We start from the raw sequence: 1,842 nt of genomic DNA on the forward strand, positions 1-1,842 counted from the left end.
ACTAATTTGTGGATACTGTTTTAAGTGGGTGATATGCGACCACACAATTAAAATATTATCCAATAATAATTTAAGATTGACACTGGTTTTTGACAAACGAATAGCCCGCTGAACATCATCTAATAATTTAAATAAAAAGGCTGATTTAACCTCATTAGTTAACTGATTTAATTCAACCAATCCACCTTCTTCTTTAGTGGTTTTTAGCTTGATCGCCTCAATAATTAAATTCTGCAAGCAGTTTAACACCTCTAGTTCACGGCCATCAAATGACTTGGTTTGATTGGCCATAAGCGGATGAATGGCTATACTTAGTAATTGATTCTGCGTTTCTTGATAGGCAATAAAACCGCCCTCAGACAATTCACTCAAAACCTTAAAAGGTACGCCATGTGTATTTTCAAGTAATTGCTTAACATCAAAATCTGCATTTTGCGTTTCACTTAATTGGCTCTTGATCCACTGCTGAGTTGCGTCACTATAGCTAGGCGCAATATGTAGTGTTTGACAACGTGAGACAATGGTTGTTGGTAAATTTTGAACACTATGCGCTAAGATAATAATCAGGGTATTTTCTCTAGGCTCTTCCAGAGTTTTTAACAAGCTATTGGCCGCATTCACATTCATTTGGTCGCCGTAGTACAACACGCCAATTTGCAAATCATCGGCGGTTTTATTAAGCGCCTCACAAAAAGCCCTAACTTGATCAATGCGAATGTCATTTGAGCGATTTTTGGTTTTTTCGTTAATTTCGCCTGCACGACAATAAATCATGTTGGTGTAATTAGAACGCCTGATTAATACTGGATGATCAAGATCCTCGCGAATATTATCACGTCGGATCATGTCATCATCATTTAGCAAAATGCCCACCAATTGCTGCATCAACTCAAATTTACCCATTTTTTCGACGCCGGTAATCAACAACGCATGAGGCAGGTGATTTTGATCGATCATCTTTTGCAACTTAGATAGCGCCTGATCGTGCCAAGGAAGATTCATAAACTGGCTAAAATTTGTTCAATTTGAGCACTAGTGTGCGCTTTGGTTTTGGAGGAATCAATCAGTTTAATGCGCTGAGGATATTTCTCTGAGCGAGCAATATAAGCTTGTCTTACGCGTTGGAAAAAGTCCATCGCCTCCAGTTCAATACGATCCTTCTCACCGCGTGATTCGACACGAGACATGCCTTGCTCAACAGGAATGTCTAACAACAACGTCATGTCAGGCACAAAATCTTGCAATACCCATTTCTCTAACTGTTCAATACGCTTGATATCTAGGCCACGACCACCGCCCTGATATGCATAAGAGGCATCAGTAAATCGATCACTTAGCACCCAATCACCGCGCTCTAATGCTGGCATAATTTTGTCATGAATGTGTTCGTTTCTTGCAGCAAACATGAGCAGTAGCTCACTGTCGCTGTGCATTGATTTGGTACTGGTACTAAGTAATAGTTCACGAATTTTCTCACCCAAATCCGTGCCACCCGGCTCACGGGTTAAGATGACATTGATACCTTTGGCTTTTAAATAATCACAAATAAACGCAATTTGGGTACTTTTACCTGCACCCTCAACCCCATCAATGGTGATAAATTTTCCTATTTTCATACGGTTATTTTAGATGCTTCTTAATATTAGTTAAGTGTTGTTTGTAAGTTTTTGCAAAGGCGTGTGTGCCATCTTTTTTTGCCACAAAAAACAGATACTCAGTTTGCAGGGGATGCATTGCTGCCTCTAGAGAAGCTTGCCCTATTGAACTGATTGGCCCTGGTGGTAAGCCTTTATTTCTATAAGTATTGTAAGGGCTTTTTACCCACAAATCCTGCTTGGTTAA

At 39.7% G+C, this 1,842-nt stretch carries 3 protein-coding genes; all 3 read right to left on the minus strand.

The window, feature by feature from the left end:
* Nucleotides 1-1,002: DNA polymerase III subunit delta' (locus PSN35_RS06250; RefSeq protein ID WP_300030971.1), on the minus strand; the 1,002-nt coding region annotated here is incomplete at its 3' end.
* Entirely contained in the window at nucleotides 999-1,616 is a 618-nt protein-coding gene (gene tmk, locus PSN35_RS06255; protein WP_300030974.1) for a dTMP kinase, read from the minus strand. The genes PSN35_RS06250 and tmk, both read right to left, overlap by 4 nt.
* Nucleotides 1,617-1,620: 4 nt before the next feature.
* Nucleotides 1,621-1,842, minus strand: a 222-nt coding sequence (locus tag PSN35_RS06260) for an endolytic transglycosylase MltG (protein ID WP_300030977.1), incomplete at its 5' end; no start/stop codon positions are given.

The organism is Candidatus Thioglobus sp. (assembly GCF_028599055.1).
Lineage (GTDB): Bacteria > Pseudomonadota > Gammaproteobacteria > PS1 > Pseudothioglobaceae > Thioglobus_A.